Here is a 15,386-nt window from a genome sequence, read left to right as displayed (position 1 = left end):
CCCCCGCCGGAGTCTATCCGGCGGGGGCCGCCGCGGTGTGCGTGGTGCGTCAGACGCCGACCGGGGTGCGGTCCGGCTCGGTGGCGTCCGGCTCCTCGGTCAGGCCCACCTTCCCGTGCAGCCTGCGCAGCGCGGCCGGCGCGTACCAGGCGGTGCGCCCCAGCAGCCGCATCGCGGCCGGTACGAGCACACCACGCACCGCCACCGCGTCGATGACGATCGCCAGACCGCTCCCGATGCCGAACATCTGGAGGAAGCTGATCCCGCTCGTACCGAAGGCAAAGAAGCTCACGGCCAGCAGCCCGGCCGCCATGCTGACGATCCGCCCGGTGCGGGCCAGGCCCTGCGTGACGGTCGTCTCCCGGTCCGCGCCCGCGTCGTGCAGCTCCTTCATCCGGCTGGTCACGAACACCTCGTAGTCCATGGACAGTCCGAAGGCGACGCAGAACAGCAGCACGGTCATCGAGGTGTCCATCGGCTGCGGGGTGAAGCCCAGCAGCGACGACAGATGACCGTCCTGGAAGATCCACACCATCGCGCCGAGCGCCGCCGACAGACTGATCGCGTTGAGCAGCAGCGCGCGCAGCGGCTGGACGACGCTGCCGGTGAACAGGAACAGCAGCGCGAAGGTCGTCACGACGACCAGCCCGATCGCCAGCGGCAGCCGGTCACCGATGGACTGCCGGGAGTCCACCAGCACCGCGTCCGTGCCGCCGACCAGCGTGTCGGTGCCCGCGGGCCGCTCCACCGCCCGGATGTCCGCCACCAGGTCCTGGGCGGCGGAGGACTTGGGCTCCGTGCCGGTGACGACCACGAGGCGCTGTGCGTCCGCCCCCGCGAGCCCCGCGTTCGCCGGGCCCGCCTCCTGGCTCCTGCCGTCGGTGTAGGTGCCGGTCGAGGCGTCGACGCGTACGACACCGTCCAGCCGGGACAGCGCGTCCGCGTACGCCGCCAGCGGCCCCGCGTCGACGGCCGAGGTGCTGACGATCTGGACGGCGCCCGCCTCGTCGGTGGGGAAGTCGTTCTGGACGGCCGTCGCCACCTGGCGGGCCGCCGTGTCCTCGGGCAGCACCCGCTCGTCGGGTGTGCCGAACGTGACACCCAGCAGCGGGCTCGCGACGAGCAGCAGCACGGCGAGCACGGGCAGGGCGGTGAGGGCGGGGCGGCGCATGACGAGCGAGGCGAGCCGCCCCCAGAACGGCGCGTCGGAGCGGCGTACGGCCGTCGCCCAGGGCAGCCGCCCCTTGTTGACCCGGTGGCCGAGCACGGCGAGCAGCGGCGGCACGACGAACAGGGCGGCGACGACCGCGATCACGACCACGCCGATCCCCGCGTAGGCGAAGGAGCGCAGGAAGAACGGCGGGAAGACGAGCAGTGCGGCGAGCGCGGCGGCGACGGTCGCGGCCGAGAACAGGATCGTGCGCCCCGCCGTCCGTACGGTGGTGCGCAGCGCCTCGGGGACCTCCTGCCCCGCGCCGAGCTGTTCGCGGAAGCGGCTGACCAGGAGGAGCGCGTAGTCGATGCCGAGGCCCAGGCCGAGCGCGGTCGTCAGGTTGATCGCGAAGACGGACACCTCGGTGACGCTGCCGAGGACGAAGAGCAGCGCGAACGTGCCGACGATCGCGATCAGTCCGATGACCAGCGGCAGCATCGCGGCGAGAAGGCTGCCGAAGGCGAGGACCAGCAGCAGGAGTGTCACCGGTACGGCGATCGCCTCGGCCACGGCCAGGTCGCCGGAGACCTGGGCGCTGACGTCGATGCTCACGGCGCTCTCGCCGCCGGCCCGGACCTGGACACCGTCGCGGTCGCCCGTGTAGCGGTCGATCAGCTGCTCGGCGCGCTCACCGCGCTCGGTCTCGTCGCCCTTCACGTGGAGGGCGACGAGGGCTTCGCCGCCGTTCTCGGAGATCAGCCGCGGGCTCTTGGTGTCCCAGTACGAGACCACGTTGCTCACGGTGGTGTCGTCCTTGAGCGCGTCGGTGAGCGAGCGGCCCCGCTCGTCGACGGCGGGGGAGCCGGGCCCCGGCGCGCCGGTCTCCTTCGGGCCGACCAGGAACAGCAGGTTGGTCTCGCCCCCGAACTTCTCGTCGATCAGGACGGCGGCGCGCGACGACTGCGCGTCCGGGTCGTCGAATCCGCCGCCGAGCAGTTTGCCGAAGGCGCCCGCGCCGAGCGCGCCCATGGCGAGCACGGCGACGGTGGCCAGTACGAGTAGGAGCCGTGACCTCTTCAGGGCCAGCTCAGCGATCTTGGACAGCACGGGATCCCCCATCTCCGAATGTTAACGGCGTCAACACTGACTCTGGCAGCGGATGTTAATGCTGTCAACATCGGGCAGGATGAGGGCATGGAGACGAACCGGGCGAACCAGGGGGCCAAGGCCGGCTATCACCACGGCGACCTGCGCAACGCGCTGATCGCCGCCGGGGTGGAGCTCGCGACCGACGGAGGGCCGGAGAAGGTCGTCCTGCGCGAGGTGGCCCGCCGCGCGGGCGTCTCCGCCACCGCCGCCTACCGCCACTTCGCCGGCCAGGGTGATCTGCTCTTCGCGGTCAAGATCCAGGCGCAGCACCGGCTCGCGGAGGCCATGGAACAGGTCGGGGCCGGCGTCCCCCGGGACGGCGACCCCGGCGCCGCCGCGCAACTGCGGCTGGCGGCTCTCGGCCGGGGGTACGTGGGCTTCGCCCTGGCGCATCCCGGCCTCTTCCGTACGGCCTTCTCCCACGCGCTGCTGGGTGCCGGCGAGGACGCCGGGTGGGGCGGCGTGACGCCGCCCGACGACCATCCCCAGTACCGCTCCTACAACCTGCTCAGCGAGGCCCTGGACGAACTGGTCGCCACCGGCCGCATGCCCGCCCGCAACCGCCCCGGCGCCGAGGTCGCCGCCTGGGCGACGGCGCACGGCCTCGCGATGCTCCTGCTCGACGGGCCGATGGGCCGCCTCCCGGCCGCCGGCCGGGCGGCCGTGATCGAACGCGCGACCGACACCATCGTCGCCGGTCTCCTGGTGCCCCGGGGGCGCCCCGACGGGCCGTGAGCGCGGGCCTCCGCCCCCGTCGATCGTCAAACTTCCGTCAAGTCCCCCGCCGCTGAGGAAGGTTGAAGCGGCTCGTGGCGTTGTCGAGGTGCGCGAGGTGCCCCGGCGCGGCCGAGGGTGTTGTACGACGTAAGCTGTAGCGGTGCTGATTCGTGGCAAGAGCGGCGATACGTCCGTAAGCCCAGGCTGACCGGCCGCAGGTCCGCCAGATCGGCGGTGTCCCCGTGGCCGGGCCGCGCGGCGTGTCCGAAATGGGATGTTTGGGTCGGCAGTGTAGAACGGGAGACGTGACGGCAATGACGGTTGATCTCCAGCTCCGCGAGGGTTTCGCCGTCCCCGCAGCAGGCGGTCCGCAGTGACGGGCGCCCCCCAGAGGCAGGCCGAAACCTCCTCGCGTGCCACCCTCGACAAGGCGTCCGGTGAGAACTTCCCGGTCGCCCCCTTCTTCCTGCCGCGCGCCTGGCGCGACGATCTGATGGCCGTCTACGGCTACGCCCGCCTCGTCGACGACATCGGCGACGGCGACCTCGCACCCGGCGGCGCCGACGCCCGCCATCTCGGCCTCGACCCCGCGCTGACGGACAACAGGCCCGCCATGCTGGACGCCTTCGAAGCCGACCTGCGCCGGGTGTTCGACCCGGCTGGCCCGGCCCCCGGCCACCCGCTGCTGCGGGGCATCGTCCCGACCGTGCGGCGCCACGCGCTCACCCCCGAGCCGTTCCTCGGCCTGATCGAGGCCAACCGCCAGGACCAGTCCGTACGGCGCTACGGCACCTACGACGACCTGGTCGCGTACTGCGAACTCTCCGCCAACCCCGTCGGCCGCCTCGTCCTCGCCATCACCGGCACCGCCAGCCCGGAACGGATCCGCCGCTCCGACGCCGTCTGCACCGCGCTCCAGATCGTCGAGCACCTCCAGGACGTCGCCGAGGACCTGTCGCGCGACCGGATCTATCTGCCCGCCGACGACATGAAGCGCTTCCACGTCACCGAGACGGACCTCGCCGCGCCGACCGCGAACGCCTCCGTCCGCACTCTGATCGCCTACGAGGCCGAACGCGCCGGCCAACTCCTCAACCAGGGAGGGCCGTTGGTCCACAGCGTCGGCGGCAGACTCCGGCTGCTGCTCGCCGGATTCGTCGGCGGGGGGCGCGCCGCCCTCTCCTCGGTGGCCGCCGTGGGACACGATGTACTGCCCGGACCGCCCAAAGCCACCACACCACGTCTGCTGCGTGAAGTGGGAGCAGTCCTGCGGAAAACGCACAGAAAGGGGTGAGCCGGATCGTGGAGGGACAGACCCCCGTGTCGGCGCCGGTACTGGCCGCGTACAGCTACTGCGAGGCCGTCACCGGGCAGCAGGCCCGTAATTTCGCCTATGGCATCCGGCTGCTGCCCGTCGACAAGCGGCAGGCCATGTCGGCGCTCTACGCGTTCTCGCGGCGCGTCGACGACATCGGCGACGGCACGCTGGAGCCCGGCGCCAAGCAGTCCAGGCTCGAAGACACCCGCGCCGTCCTCGGACGGATCAGACGGGGCGGCGTCGAGGAGGACGACACGGACCCCGTCGCCGTCGCGCTGAGCGACGCGGCCCGCCGCTTCCCGCTCCCGCTCGGCGGGCTCGACGAACTGATCGACGGCGTCCTGATGGACGTCAAGGGCGAGACGTACGAGACGTGGGACGACCTCAAGATCTACTGCCGCTGCGTCGCCGGAGCCATCGGCAGACTCTCGCTCGGGGTGTTCGGCACCGACCCCGCGGCGCCCGGCGCCGAGCGCGCGTCCGAGTACGCCGACACCCTCGGCCTCGCCCTCCAGCTCACCAACATCCTGCGCGACGTACGCGAGGACGCCGGCAACGCCCGCACCTATCTGCCCGCCGACGACCTCGCCAAGTTCGGCTGCTCGGCCGGCTTCGACAGCCCCACCCCGCCCGCCGGCTCCGACTTCACCGGACTCGTGCACTTCGAGGTCAGACGCGCCCGCGCGCTCTTCGCCGAGGGCTACCGGCTGCTGCCCATGCTCGACCGGCGCAGCGGCGCCTGCGTCGCCGCCATGGCGGGCATCTACCGCCGGCTGCTCGACCGCATCGAACGCGACCCCGGGGCCGTCCTGCGCGGCCGGGTCTCGCTGCCGGGCCGAGAGAAGGCGTACGTCGCCGTGCGCGGCCTCTCCGGACTCGACGCCAGGAACATCTCCCGGCAGACCGTCAGGAGGCGCCCGTGACACTCCCGCACGGCACCGGCACCGGCACCCGCCCGTGGGCCGGCATCGACACCGGCGCCGGCCGGTCAACCGTCCGCGTCCCTGACGCGTCCCTGACTGCGACAGTCGCAGGGGAGGGCGCATGACGACATCCGACAGCGCGGCGTCCCGCCACACGGTCGTCGTCGGCGGCGGCATCGCCGGCGTCACCGCCGCGCTCCAACTGGCCGACGCCGGAGTGCGCGTGACGCTCGTCGATGGCCGCCCGCGGCTCGGCGGTCTCGCCTTCTCCTTCACCCGCGGCGAGTTGACCGTCGACAACGGCCAGCACGTGTATCTGCGCTGCTGCACGGCCTACCGCTGGTTCCTCGACCGCGTCGACGCCGCCGCGCTCGCGCCCGTCCAGGACCGGCTCGACGTTCCCGTACTGGACGTGGGACGCCCGGACCGGCCCCGGGTCGGACGGCTGCGCCGCAACGCCCTGCCCGTACCGCTGCACCTCGCCGCGGGGCTCGCCGCCTACCCGCACCTCTCGCTCGCCGAGAAGGCCTCCGTGGGACGCGCCGCGCTCGCCCTCAAGGCGCTCGACCCGGCCGACCCCGCGCTCGACGGCATCGACTTCGCGACCTGGCTCGGCCGGCACGGTCAGTCGCCGCGCGCCGTCGAAGCCCTGTGGGACCTCGTCTGCGTCGCCACCCTCAACGTCCGCGCCGCGCAGGCGTCCATGGGCCTGGCCGCGATGGTCTTCAAGACCGGCCTGCTCTCCGAGCGCGGCGCCGCCGACATCGGCTGGGCTCGGGTCCCGCTGGGCGAGGTGCACGACACGCTCGCCCGCAAGGCCCTCGACGCCGCAGGCGTACGGACCGAGCTGCGCACCCGCGTCACGGCCGTGACCCGTACCGGGGACGGGCGCTGGAGCGTCGACGTACCGGGGGAGCGTATCGAGGCGGACGCGGTGGTCCTCGCCGTACCACAGCGCGAGACGCACGCGCTGCTGCCGGACGGCGCGCTCGACCAGCCGGGCCGGCTCCTCGACATCGGCACGTCGCCGATCCTCAACGTGCACGTCGTCTACGACCGCAAGGTGCTGCGCCGGCCCTTCTTCGCCGCCATCGGCACCCCCGTGCAGTGGGTCTTCGACCGCACCGACGCCTCGGGCCTGAAGGACGGTCAGTACGTGGCGCTGTCGCAGTCGGCCGTCACGGACGAGATCGACCTGCCCGTCGCCGAACTGCGCGAGCGCTACCTGCCCGAGCTGAGACGGCTCCTCCCGGCCGCGCGCAGCGCCGAGGTGCGGGACTTCTTCGTGACCCGGGAGCGTACGGCGACGTTCGCCCCGACACCCGGCGTGGGGCGGCTTCGCCCCGCCGCCCGCACCCGCGTGGCCGGGCTCTTTCTGGCCGGGGCGTGGACCGCGACCGGCTGGCCCGCGACGATGGAAGGCGCGGTCCGCAGCGGCTTCAGCGCGGCGGGCGCTGCCCTGTCCGAACTCGGCCGCACCCACCGGCATCCGCTGCGGGAGGCCGCATGAGGCCGGACGCCACCACGACGCAGGCCGCCGCGACGGGCGCGGCGACGACGAGTACAGCGATGACGAGTACGGCGACGGCGCGTACGGGACCCATGAGTACTGCGAAAAGAGGAGAGACCGTGCCGACTGTGCCCCCGGCCAATCCGGCTGTCGACACCGCGGACGTCTTCGCGCTGCTGGAGCGCGGCCGTGCCCTGTCAACCCCCGTGCTGCGGGCGGCCGTCGGCCGGCTCGCCCCGCCGATGGACACCGTCGCCGCCTACCACTTCGGCTGGATCGACGCCCAGGGCCGGCCCGCCGACGGGGACGGCGGAAAGGCCGTACGCCCCGCGCTCGCCCTGCTGTCCGCCGAGGCGGCGGGAGCGGCGGCCGAGACGGGTGTCCCCGGCGCCGTCGCCGTGGAACTGGTGCACAACTTCTCGCTGCTGCACGACGACCTGATGGACGGCGACGAGCAGCGCCGCCACCGCGACACCGTGTGGAAGGTCCACGGACCCGCCCAGGCGATCCTCGTCGGTGACGCGCTCTTCGCGCTCGCCAACGAGATCCTGCTGGAGATCGGCACCGCCGAAGCAGGCCGGGCCACCCGCCGGCTCACCACGGCGACCCGCAAACTGATCGACGGTCAGGCGCAGGACATCTCCTTCGAGCACCGCGAGCGGGTCACCGTCGAGGAGTGCCTGGAGATGGAGGGCAACAAGACGGGCGCGCTGCTCGCCTGCGCCGTCTCCATCGGCGCCGTCCTCGGCGGGGCCGACGACCGGACGGCCGACGTCCTGGAGTCGTACGGCCACCACCTCGGCCTCGCCTTCCAGGCCGTCGACGACCTGCTCGGCATCTGGGGCGACCCCGAGGCCACCGGCAAGCAGACGTGGAGCGATCTGCGCCAGCGCAAGAAGTCCCTGCCGGTGGTCGCCGCGCTCGCCGCGGGAGGCCCCGCGTCGCAGCGGCTCGGTGAACTCCTGGCCGCCGACGCCAAGAGCAACGACTTCGACAGCTTCTCGGAGGAGGAGTTCGCGACCAGGGCCGCGCTCATCGACCGGGCGGGCGGCCGGGAGTGGACCTCCCAGGAGGCCCGCAGGCAGCACACCGTCGCCATCGAGGCCCTGAGCGGCGTCGACATGCCCGAACGGGTCCGCGCGCAGCTCACCGCGCTCGCGGACTTCGTCGTCGTACGAAAGAGATGATCACCATCGCCATTCGCATATCCGCGCTCACCGGAGGCTGACCGCACCACAAGCCTCCGTAGTCGCCGTCCGGCGGGTCGTGACCGATCCGCCGGACGACGGAGACCCCAGCACAGCAGAGGACCAACTGCACGTAAGGGGAAGCCATGACAGCGACGACCGACGGAAGTTCCGGGGCCGTGGGACCCCGTGCTGCCGCGGCGAGCGAACCGTCCGACACCACTCCCGTCACGAGCGACATCGGAGAGGTCGCACGGCGTGCCACCGCACGATCCGTCGAGCATCTGCTCGGCCAGCAGGACGCCCAGGGCTGGTGGAAGGGCGACCTGGCGACCAATGTGACCATGGACGCCGAAGATCTGCTGCTCCGTCAGTTCCTCGGTGTCCAGGACGCGAGGACCACCGAGGCGGCCGGCCGGTTCATCCGGGGCGAGCAGCGTACCGACGGGACCTGGGCCACCTTCTACGGCGGGCCCGGCGAACTCTCCACGACCATCGAGGGATACGTCGCGCTGCGCCTCGCCGGGGACAGACCCGACGACCCGCACATGGCGCGCGCCGCCGGCTGGATCAGGGAGCACGGCGGCATCGCCGAGAGCCGGGTCTTCACCCGGATCTGGCTCGCGCTCTTCGGCTGGTGGAAGTGGGACGACCTGCCCGAGGTACCACCCGAACTGATCTTCCTGCCCAAGTGGTTTCCGCTGAACATCTACTCGTTCGGCTGCTGGGCCCGGCAGACGATCGTGCCCCTCACGATCGTCTCGGCCCTGCGTCCGGTCCGCCCCGCGCCCTTCGCGCTGGACGAGCTGCACACCGACGTGAGCCGCCCGAACCCCGCCAAGCCCCTTGCCGGTGCGGCCAGTTGGGACGGGTTCTTCCAGCGTATCGACAAGGCGCTGCACCTCTACCACAAGGTCGCACCACGCGTCGTACGCCGCACGGCGATGAACGCGGCGGCCCGCTGGATCGTCGAACGCCAGGAGAACGACGGCTGTTGGGGCGGCATCCAGCCCCCGGCCGTCTACTCGGTCATCGCCCTGCATCTGCTCGGCTACGACCTCCAGCACCCCGTGATGCGCGCCGGACTCGAATCGCTCGACCGCTTCGCCGTCTGGCGCGAGGACGGCTCGCGCATGATCGAGGCCTGCCAGTCCCCGGTGTGGGACACCTGCCTCGCCACGATCGCCCTGGCCGACGCCGGCGTGAGCCCGGACCACCCCGCGCTCGTCAGGGCGGCCGGGTGGATGCTGGACGAGCAGATCGTGCGCCCCGGCGACTGGGCCGTGCGCCGTCCCCAACTCGCCCCCGGCGGCTGGGCGTTCGAGTTCCACAACGACAACTACCCGGATATCGACGACACCGCCGAGGTCATCCTCGCGCTGCGCCGGGTCGCCCACCCGGACACCGCGCGCATGGACACGGCCGTCGAGCGCGGCGCGCGCTGGACGCTCGGCATGCAGTCGAAGAACGGCGGCTGGGGCGCGTTCGACGCCGACAACGTCAGCCCGTTCCCCAACCGGCTGCCGTTCTGCGACTTCGGCGAGGTCATCGACCCGCCGTCGGCCGACGTCACCGCGCACGTCGTGGAGATGCTGGCGTACGAGGGCCTGGCCCAGCACCCCGACACCCGGCGCGGCATCGAGTGGCTGCTCGCCGAACAGGAGGCCGACGGCGCCTGGTTCGGCCGCTGGGGCGTCAACTACGTGTACGGGACGGGGTCCGTCGTACCGGCACTCGTCGCCGCCGGGCTCCCCGCCGCCCACCCCGCGATCCGCCGCGCCGTCAGCTGGGTCGAATCCGTACAGAACGACGACGGCGGCTGGGGCGAGGATCTGCGCTCGTACCGCGAGGAGAAATGGATCGGACACGGCGCGTCCACCGCCTCGCAGACCGCGTGGGCGCTGCTCGCGCTGCTGGCCGCCGGGCGGCGCGACACGGCGGCCGTCGAGCGCGGCGTGGCCTGGCTCGCGGCGGCCCAGCGGGAGGACGGCTCCTGGGACGAGCCGTACTTCACCGGCACCGGCTTCCCGTGGGACTTCTCCATCAACTACCACCTCTACCGGCAGGTGTTCCCGCTCACGGCCCTCGGCCGCTACGTCAACGGGGAACCGCGGCTGGACCGGGCGCGGGGCCGCGCCGAGCGGCTGGGCGACGGCCGTGCCAGGAGCGTCACAGAGCGCCGACCCGACAGCCGGGCGGACAGCCGCAAGGGGGCCTGATGGACTCTCCGCCCGGCCGGGCCGCCTCCCCTGACCTCTCCGGCGGCCCGGCCGCCACACCGCTGCTGATCGCCTGCGCCCTCGGTATCGAGCAACTCGCCCTGCGCAGCGCCCTGCGGAGCGGTCTGGCGGGCCGCGGCGGCGGTCCCGGCGACACCGGACCCGTCACAGGACCCGTCACCGTGCTCCGTACCGGCATGGGCCCCAAGAACGCCGAGCGCGCGACGGCGCGCGTGCTCGGAACCGACCGGAACAGGGACGCGGCCGTCATCGCGTCCGGCTTCTGTGCCGGCCTGGTCCCCGGCATGAACCCCGGGGACCTGATCGTCGCCGACGAGACCCGGGGCCCCCACGGCTCGACGCCCTGCACGGGAACAGGGCTGCTCGTGGAGGCGCTGACCCGGGCACTACCCGGACGCACGGTCCACCTGGGCCCGCTCACCGGATCCGACCATGTGGTGCGCGGCCCCGAGCGGGCCGGACTGCGCGCCACCGGAGCCGTCGCCGCGGACATGGAGTCCGCCGCCACGCTCCGCACCGCTCTGAGCGCCGGGCGGCCCCGCCCGGTTGCGGCCGTACGGGTGGTCGTGGACGCTCCAGAGCACGAGCTCGTCCGGATCGGCACGGTGCGCGGTGGAATATCAGCCTTCCGTGTCCTTCGTGCCGTCATTCCGGCTTTTCTTGAATGGCACCGTTCTTTGCTGCTCCCCAGGAGGTGAGCTAGATGGCCATGCCGCTCCGTCAGACCATCAGGGTCGGGACGTACCTCGTTGAACAGAAACTCCGCAAGCGTGAGAAGTTCCCACTCATCGTCGAGCTGGAACCCCTCTTCGCCTGCAATCTCGCATGTGAGGGCTGCGGCAAGATCCAGCACCCGGCCGGTGTCCTGAAGCAGCGTATGCCCGTCGCACAGGCGGTGGGGGCGGTGCTCGAATCCGGGGCACCGATGGTCTCCATCGCCGGCGGCGAGCCGCTGATGCACCCTCAGATCGATGAGATCGTCCGGCAGTTGGTGGCGAAGAAGAAGTATGTCTTCCTCTGCACCAACGCGATGCTGATGCGCAAGAAGATGGACAAGTTCACGCCGTCGCCGTACTTCGCGTTCGCCGTGCACATCGACGGCCTGCGCGAGCGGCACGACGAGTCCGTCGCCAAGGAAGGGGTCTTCGACGAGGCCGTGGAGGCGATGAAGGAGGCCAAGAAGCGCGGCTTCCGGGTCACCACCAACTCCACCTTCTTCAACACCGACACCCCGCAGACCATCATCGAGGTCCTCAACTACCTCAACGACGACCTGAAGGTCGACGAGATGATGATCTCGCCCGCCTACGCCTACGAGAAGGCACCCGACCAGGAGCACTTCCTGGGCGTCGACCAGACTCGGGAGCTGTTCAAGAAGGCGTTCTCCGGCGGCAACAGGGCACGCTGGCGGCTGAACCACTCCCCGCTCTTCCTGGACTTCCTGGAGGGCAAGGCCGACTTCCCCTGCACCGCGTGGGCCATTCCCAACTACTCGCTCTTCGGCTGGCAGCGCCCCTGCTATCTGATGAGCGACGGGTACGTCCCGACGTACAAGGAACTGGTCGAGGAGACCGACTGGGACAAGTACGGCCGGGGCAAGGACCCGCGCTGCGCCAACTGCATGGCGCACTGCGGTTACGAACCGACGGCCGTACTCGCCACCATGGGCTCCCTCAAGGAGTCGCTGCGAGCGGTTCGTGAGACGGTCGCCGGCAGCAAGTAGGGTCGGCGGCCCGTGACGTCATGGTCACCGGAGGGACGGCGGCGCCCGTCGCCACCGTCCCTCCGGTGACCTGACCGGCAGTCACCGTGAACTGACGGATCCGCCGAGGATCCAGAGGGGGCCGAGCATGTCGATACTGGAGAACATCCGGGGGCCGCGGGACCTGAAGGCCCTGAACAAGGCCGAACTCGCCGAACTGACCGCGGACATCAGACAGTTCCTGATCCACGCGGTCGCCAGGACCGGCGGGCACCTGGGGCCCAACCTCGGGGTCGTGGAACTCACCGTCGCCCTGCACCGCGTCTTCAACTCACCGGCCGACCGCATCCTGTGGGACACCGGACACCAGAGCTACGTCCACAAACTGCTCACCGGCAGACAGGACTTCTCCAAACTGCGCACCAAGGGCGGGCTCTCCGGCTACCCGTCGCGCGAGGAGTCCGACCACGACGTCATCGAGAACTCGCACGCCTCCACCGTGCTCGGCTGGGCCGACGGACTCGCCAAGGCCCGTCAGGTGCGCGGCGGCCACGACCACGTCGTCGCGGTCATCGGGGACGGGGCGCTCACCGGCGGCATGGCGTGGGAGGCACTGAACAACATCGCCGCCGCCAAGGACCGCCCGCTGATCATCGTGGTGAACGACAACGAGCGTTCGTACAGCCCCACCATCGGCGGCCTCGCCAGACACCTCGCCACCCTGCGTACCTCCGACGGCTACGAGCAGGTTCTCGCCTGGGGCAAGGAAGTCCTCCAGCAGACCCCGGTGGTGGGCCGGCCGCTCTACGGGTCGCTGCACGGGGCGAAGAAGGGCTTCAAGGACGCCGTCGCCCCACAGGGCATGTTCGAGGATCTGGGGCTCAAGTACGTCGGCCCGATCGACGGACACGACATCGAGGCCGTCGAAACGGCACTGCGCCGCGCGAGCCGCTTCACCGGCCCCGTACTGGTGCACTGCCTGACCGAGAAGGGCCGCGGCTACCAGCCCGCGCTGGACGACGAGGCCGACCACTTCCACACCGTCGGCATGATGGACCCGCTGACCTGCGAGCCGCTGGCGCCGCCCGGCAGACCCTCCTGGACGTCGGTCTTCGGCGACGAGATCACCGCCATCGGCGAGGAGCGCCCCGACGTCGTGGCCGTCACCGCCGCCATGCTGCACCCGGTGGGGCTGACCGGATTCGCCGCGCGCTTCCCCGACCGCGTCTGGGACGTCGGCATCGCCGAGCAGCACGCCGCGGTCTCCGCCGCCGGACTCGCCACCGGCGGGCTGCACCCCGTCGTCGCCGTGTACGCCACCTTCCTCAACCGCGCCTTCGACCAACTGCTGATGGACGTCGCGCTGCACCGGTGCGGCGTCACCTTCGTCCTCGACCGGGCCGGTGTCACGGGCGTCGACGGACCCTCCCACAACGGCATGTGGGACATGTCGCTGCTCCAGTGCGTACCGGGGCTGCGGATCGCCGCACCGCGCGACGCGGACCAACTCAGGGCGCTGCTGCGGGAGGCCGTGGACGTGGCCGACGCGCCGACCGTCGTGCGCTTCCCCAAGGAGTCGGTCGGCGAGACGATCCCCGCCGCAGGGCGTACGGGCGGCCTTGACATCCTGCACGCGCCCGAGGCCGCCGAGGGCGCCGAGTCCGACGTGCTGCTCGTGTCCGTCGGGGCGCTCGCCGGGGTCTGTCTCGGTACGGCGGAGCTGCTGGCCGCGCGGGGCATCAACTGCACGGTGGTCGACCCCCGGTGGGTCAAGCCCGTCGACGAGGCGCTGGCGCCGCTGGCCGCGCGGCACCGGATGGTGGCCGTCGTGGAGGACAACAGCCGCAGCGGCGGCGTCGGTTGGGCCGTGGGACAGACGCTGCGCGACGCCGAGGTGGACGTACCGCTGCGTACCTTCGGCATCCCCGAACAGTTCCTCGCCCACGCCAGGCGCGGCGAAGTGCTCGCCGACATCGGGCTCACCCCGGTGGAGATCGCGGGGGAGATCAGCGCCGCACTGACACGCAAGGAGAGCACGCGATGACGGAGCAGGCGACGCCCCCGACCCCGACCCCGGGCAAGGGCTTCGACCTCGCGAAGCTGCTCGCCGAACGCGGCGGCGAGCGCTACGAGTTGCACACCGCGTACCTGAACCACCAACTCCCGCGCATGCTGCGGACCATCGGCTTCGACAAGGTCTACGAACGCGCAGAGGGCCCGTACTTCTGGGACGCCGATGGCAACGACTACCTCGACATGCTCGCCGGCTTCGGCGTGATGGGACTCGGCCGGCACCACCCCGTCGTACGCAAGGCCCTGCACGACGTCCTCGACGCCTCGCTCGCCGACCTCACCCGCTTCGACTGCCAGCCGCTGCCCGGCCTGCTCGCCGAGAAGCTGCTCGCGCACAGCCCGCACCTGGACCGGGTCTTCTTCGGCAACAGTGGCACGGAAGCCGTCGAGACCGCGCTGAAGTTCGCCCGGTACGCCACCGGGAAGCCCAGGATCCTCTACTGCTCGCACGCCTTCCACGGCCTGACCACCGGCTCGCTCTCGGTCAACGGCGAGGACGGCTTCCGCGACGGCTTCGCGCCGCTGCTCCCCGACACCGCGCTCGCACTCGGTGATCTCGACGCGTTGGAGAGGGAGTTGAGGCGCGGCGACGTCGCCGGCTTCGTCGTCGAACCGATCCAGGGCAAGGGCGTGCACGCGCCGCCGCCCGGCTTCCTGCGCGCCGCACAGGAGTTGCTGCACCGGCACAAGGCGCTGCTCATCGCCGACGAGGTGCAGACCGGGCTCGGCAGGACCGGCGACTTCTACGCGTACCAGCACGAGGAAGGTGTCGAGCCGGACCTGGTGTGTGTGGCGAAGGCACTCTCCGGCGGCTATGTGCCGGTCGGCGCGACCCTCGGCAAGGACTGGATCTTCAAGAAGGTCTACTCCTCGATGGACCGGGTGCTTGTCCACTCGGCCAGCTTCGGATCCAACGCGCAGGCGATGGCGGCGGGACTCGCCGTCCTGTCGGTGATCGAGGACGAGCGGATCGTCGCCAACGCCAGGGCGACCGGCGATCTGCTCCGGTCACGGCTGGCCGCGCTGGTCGACCGGTACGAGCTGCTGAGCGAGGTGCGCGGCCGGGGGCTGATGATCGGCATCGAGTTCGGGCGGCCGACGTCGATCGGGCTGCGGAGCCGCTGGACGATGCTCCAGGCGGCTCGGAAGGGTCTCTTCGCGCAGATGGTCGTGGTGCCGCTCCTCCAGAGGCACCGCATCCTCACCCAGGTGTCCGGGGACCAGCTGGAAGTGATCAAGCTGATTCCGCCGCTGACCATCGGGGAACAGGAGGTCGACCGTTTCGTGACGGCCTTCACGGCGGTGATGGACGACGCGCACGGCGGTGGCGGGCTGATGTGGGACTTCGGCAGGACACTGGTGAAGCAGGCGATCGCGAACCGGTGAGCGCGAGGGGCGCGGGGCCGCCCCGGCG

Annotated in this window: 11 protein-coding genes; 10 read left to right on the top strand and 1 reads right to left on the bottom strand. The window is 71.6% G+C overall.

Annotated features, from left to right (window positions below):
* Positions 1-49 precede the first annotated feature (49 nt).
* Entirely contained in the window at positions 50-2,260 is a 2,211-nt protein-coding gene (locus OG700_RS04430; protein ID WP_405621433.1) for an MMPL family transporter, read from the bottom strand.
* Positions 2,261-2,347: 87 nt separating this feature from the next.
* Here OG700_RS04430 and OG700_RS04425 point away from each other — a divergent pair, with 87 nt between their 5' ends.
* The 10 genes from OG700_RS04425 (at position 2,348) to OG700_RS04380 (ending at position 15,358) form a co-directional block, all read left to right on the top strand.
* Positions 2,348-3,037, top strand: a complete 690-nt coding sequence (locus tag OG700_RS04425) for a TetR/AcrR family transcriptional regulator (protein WP_405609157.1) — start codon at positions 2,348-2,350, stop codon at positions 3,035-3,037.
* Positions 3,038-3,392: 355 nt separating this feature from the next.
* On the top strand, positions 3,393-4,313 hold the full coding sequence (gene hpnC / locus OG700_RS04420) for a squalene synthase HpnC (protein ID WP_405609154.1): 921 nt from the start codon (positions 3,393-3,395) through the stop codon (positions 4,311-4,313).
* Entirely contained in the window at positions 4,310-5,260 is a 951-nt protein-coding gene (hpnD, locus tag OG700_RS04415; RefSeq protein ID WP_405609151.1) for a presqualene diphosphate synthase HpnD, read from the top strand. The genes hpnC and hpnD overlap by 4 nt, the downstream gene beginning before the upstream one ends.
* Positions 5,261-5,381: 121 nt before the next feature.
* Positions 5,382-6,770 (top strand): hydroxysqualene dehydroxylase HpnE, encoded by a 1,389-nt coding sequence (hpnE, locus tag OG700_RS04410; RefSeq protein ID WP_405609148.1) that lies wholly within the window; start codon positions 5,382-5,384, stop codon positions 6,768-6,770.
* A 128-nt stretch (positions 6,771-6,898) separates the two neighbouring features.
* Complete coding sequence (locus OG700_RS04405) at positions 6,899-7,957, top strand: polyprenyl synthetase family protein (protein WP_405621431.1); 1,059 nt, start codon at positions 6,899-6,901, stop codon at positions 7,955-7,957.
* A gap of 146 nt (positions 7,958-8,103) precedes the next feature.
* On the top strand, positions 8,104-10,176 hold the full coding sequence (gene shc / locus OG700_RS04400; RefSeq protein WP_405609145.1) for a squalene--hopene cyclase: 2,073 nt from the start codon (positions 8,104-8,106) through the stop codon (positions 10,174-10,176).
* Entirely contained in the window at positions 10,176-10,895 is a 720-nt protein-coding gene (locus OG700_RS04395; protein WP_405609142.1) for a 1-hydroxy-2-methyl-2-butenyl 4-diphosphate reductase, read from the top strand. The genes shc and OG700_RS04395 overlap by 1 nt, the downstream gene beginning before the upstream one ends.
* Positions 10,896-10,900: 5 nt before the next feature.
* Positions 10,901-11,920: an adenosyl-hopene transferase HpnH gene (gene hpnH, locus OG700_RS04390; protein ID WP_405609139.1), complete on the top strand. Its 1,020-nt coding sequence runs from the start codon at positions 10,901-10,903 to the stop codon at positions 11,918-11,920.
* Between the two features lie 127 nt (positions 11,921-12,047).
* Entirely contained in the window at positions 12,048-13,943 is a 1,896-nt protein-coding gene (dxs, locus tag OG700_RS04385) for a 1-deoxy-D-xylulose-5-phosphate synthase (RefSeq protein WP_405609136.1), read from the top strand.
* A complete protein-coding gene (locus OG700_RS04380; protein ID WP_405609133.1) occupies positions 13,940-15,358 on the top strand; it encodes an aspartate aminotransferase family protein in 1,419 nt (472 codons plus the stop codon). Before dxs ends, OG700_RS04380 begins: the two co-directional genes overlap by 4 nt.
* Positions 15,359-15,386: the final 28 nt, after the last annotated feature.

This window comes from Streptomyces sp. NBC_01508, assembly GCF_045040315.1.
Taxonomy (GTDB): domain Bacteria; phylum Actinomycetota; class Actinomycetes; order Streptomycetales; family Streptomycetaceae; genus Streptomyces.
The sequence above is the reverse complement of the archived record's forward strand: the minus strand, read 5'-3'. Positions and strand labels throughout refer to the sequence as shown.

What these genes read in the sequence shown, in the direction of transcription:
- OG700_RS04425 (WP_405609157.1), top strand. Translation starts at nt 2,348, where the DNA reads ATGGAGACGAACCGGGCGAACCAGGGGGCCAAGGCCGGCTATCACCAC.
- hpnH (WP_405609139.1), top strand. Translation starts at nt 10,901, where the DNA reads ATGGCCATGCCGCTCCGTCAGACCATCAGGGTCGGGACGTACCTCGTT.
- dxs (WP_405609136.1), top strand. Translation starts at nt 12,048, where the DNA reads ATGTCGATACTGGAGAACATCCGGGGGCCGCGGGACCTGAAGGCCCTG.
- OG700_RS04395 (WP_405609142.1), top strand. Translation starts at nt 10,176, where the DNA reads ATGGACTCTCCGCCCGGCCGGGCCGCCTCCCCTGACCTCTCCGGCGGC.
- hpnE (WP_405609148.1), top strand. Translation starts at nt 5,382, where the DNA reads ATGACGACATCCGACAGCGCGGCGTCCCGCCACACGGTCGTCGTCGGC.
- shc (WP_405609145.1), top strand. Translation starts at nt 8,104, where the DNA reads ATGACAGCGACGACCGACGGAAGTTCCGGGGCCGTGGGACCCCGTGCT.
- OG700_RS04380 (WP_405609133.1), top strand. Translation starts at nt 13,940, where the DNA reads ATGACGGAGCAGGCGACGCCCCCGACCCCGACCCCGGGCAAGGGCTTC.